Source organism: Methylobacterium sp. WL103 (assembly GCF_008039885.1).
GTDB lineage: Bacteria > Pseudomonadota > Alphaproteobacteria > Rhizobiales > Beijerinckiaceae > Methylobacterium > Methylobacterium cerastii.
In genome coordinates, this window is sequence record NZ_VRUX01000626.1 from 1 (window position 1) to 2,365 (window position 2,365).

General features: G+C 70.8%; 1 protein-coding gene and 1 pseudogene. Both read right to left on the minus strand.

All coding sequences use genetic code 11. The annotated features are described in order from the left end of the window. Nucleotides 1-1,836: phosphatase PAP2 family protein (locus tag FV222_RS31940; protein WP_147815761.1), on the minus strand; the 1,836-nt coding region annotated here is incomplete at its 3' end. Between the two features lie 186 nt (nt 1,837-2,022). After that, a pseudogene (locus FV222_RS23380) lies at nt 2,023-2,365 on the minus strand (hypothetical protein); the annotation flags it as partial.

A 2,365-nucleotide genomic window follows, 5' to 3' on the forward strand; every position in this document is an offset into this window, starting at 1 on the left:
GCCGCCGACGGCGAGCCGGTCGGACTGGCCGGCGGCGTTGGCCTCGACCTGGAACGTCGAGCCCGCCGCGAACGCCGCGTTGCCCGAGACCGTCAGCGTGCCGATCGAATTGCCCGGCGCCACGGTGCCGCCCGACAGCGCGGTGATGCCGCCGACCGTGCCGGTGCCGCCCAGCAGGCCGCCGCCGTTGACGGTGACGAGGCCGGCGATGGTGCCGTTGGCGTAGAGCGCGCCGCCGCCGCCGATTCCGACGTTGGTGTTCAGCGTGTCGGCGGCGTCCATCCGCAGGGTGCCGGCGACGTTCCCGAAGTAGCCCGCGGCCGAGTACAGGTCGAGGCGGGCCCAGTAGCTCAGGTCCGTCCCGTAGAGGGCGGCGAGCGCGTTGGTCTGGGTGTTGACCAGGATCTGGTTGATCGTGCTCGTCTGCAGCGTGCCGTAGAGGCCGCCGTTCGGGGCGATCGTGCGCGCGGCGGCGGTGCTGCCGCCGTAGAGCGGCGCCAGCAGGATCGAGGCGTCGGGGCCGTTGGCCGGGGCCGCCTCGCGCGGGGCCTGCGCGAAGGTCAGGGTCGGCAGGCCGTAGGTCAGGCGCGCCTGGTAGAGCGCCTGGTTGGCGGCCGAGGGCAGGTAGGGGTTGTTCACGGTGTTGGCCGCGCTCGCCGCGCAGGCCGCGACGGTGTCGCCGCACTGCGCCGCCTCGTAGGCCTGCAACTCGGCCGCGGCCTTGGTGAACAGGCCCGGCATGTTGATCGCCGTGCCGGTCGTGGCCGCGTTGTTGACGTAGGCCGGGTTGGTGAAGGCCTGGGCGAGGTCGTAGGCCGAGAACGCCCGCGAGGCGATGATGTCGAGCGGGTAGTGGACGCCCAGCACGATGCGGCTGTTGCCGTAGTCCGACGCGCGCAGCAGCATGTTCTGGTACTGCTGCGGCACCAGCATCGCGAGCAGGTATCCGTCGGTATAGGCGTACTGCGTGTGGCCGCTCGGGAAGGACGGGTTGGTGGCGATGCCGCTCAGTGCCGTCGGGTCGAAGACGTTGTAGCGGGCCTGCGCGACCTGGATCGGCCGCGAGGAGCCGTAGACGTCCTGGCCGGCTTGCGTGTTGCGCACGCCGTAGGCGAGGTCGAGGACGCTGTCGGAGCGGTTGGGCAGGGTGCCGGTCGTCCCGGCCGTTCCGGCGGGGGAGCCGGCGGGGATCGTGTAGGGACCGGTCGGCAGGGTGTAGCCGGCGGGCGCCACCGCCGGCACCGGCACGTAGCCGGCCGGCGTTGTGCTCGGGTTCGTCGCCGCGCCGTTGGCGAAGTAGTTCTTCGCGACGCCGAGGTCGGCGCTGAACACGCTGTAGGCCTGGTTCAGCAGGTTGAAGGTGCCGGTCAGCGGACCGGAGGTCGCGTTGCTCGCGCGGATGCCGGTCTGGTAGATCGCGCCGAGCTGCGGCCCGAGGCCGCCGAAGGGCTGGACGGGGCTCAGGCCGCCCGCGCTCTGCGGCGCCTGCGACGGCAGGCCGCCGGCGAGGTTGTCGGCCGGCCCGAGGTTGACGCGGGTCCCGTTGGCGAGGGTGATCGTCGTGGCGAAGGCGGCGCTGCCCGGCAGCGCCTTGTCGCTGATCGCCTTCTGCAGGTCGGCGACCGAGGCACCCTGGTTCTGGGCGATCGCCTGCGAGAGGTTGAGCTGCAGCGTCTGCTGGCCGACGGTCGTTCCGTTGAGGCCGAGGAACGGGCCGAGCAGGTTCAGCACGTTCACGTTCGACGGCGTCGTGTTGACGGTCTGCGCCTGCGCTGTGCCGGCCCCGTAAGTCGCGACCATCACCGTGATGATCGACACGCCCTGCTTGAAGTCCATGATTCGCCCCCTCGCGCCGCTCGTCGCGCTCGATGGCGAAGGACTATCGAACTCTACGGCCGAGTCTTCGTCATAATCCAGTCACAATATTCACGCCGATCCAGCGTTGCCGGAAAGCAACATTCAAGAATACAACGTCGGCTAAGGACCAGGATTGGTATCGGCCGTTCATGGCGTGACTTGGCGCTACTGGGCGCGCCGCGACGGCGTCAGGCGCAGCCCGGGCGCGGGGCGTTCGAGCAGCACTTCGCGGCGGAAGCGCACGAGCCGCGCAGGACGGCCGGCGGTGCCGCTGGTGACGCCCTCGGTCTCCTCCACCAGCCCCTGCTGCGCCACCAGGCGGCGGAAGTTCTGCTTATGAAGCTGCGCGCCCGACAACGCCTCGACGGTGCGCTGGAGCTGCAGCAGCGTGAAGTGCGGCGGCATCAGCTCGAACACCACCGGGCGATACTTGATCTTGCCGCGCAGGCGCCCGATCGCGGTGGCGAGCACCCGGCGGTGGTCGAAGGCCATCGGCACGCCGGTGGGG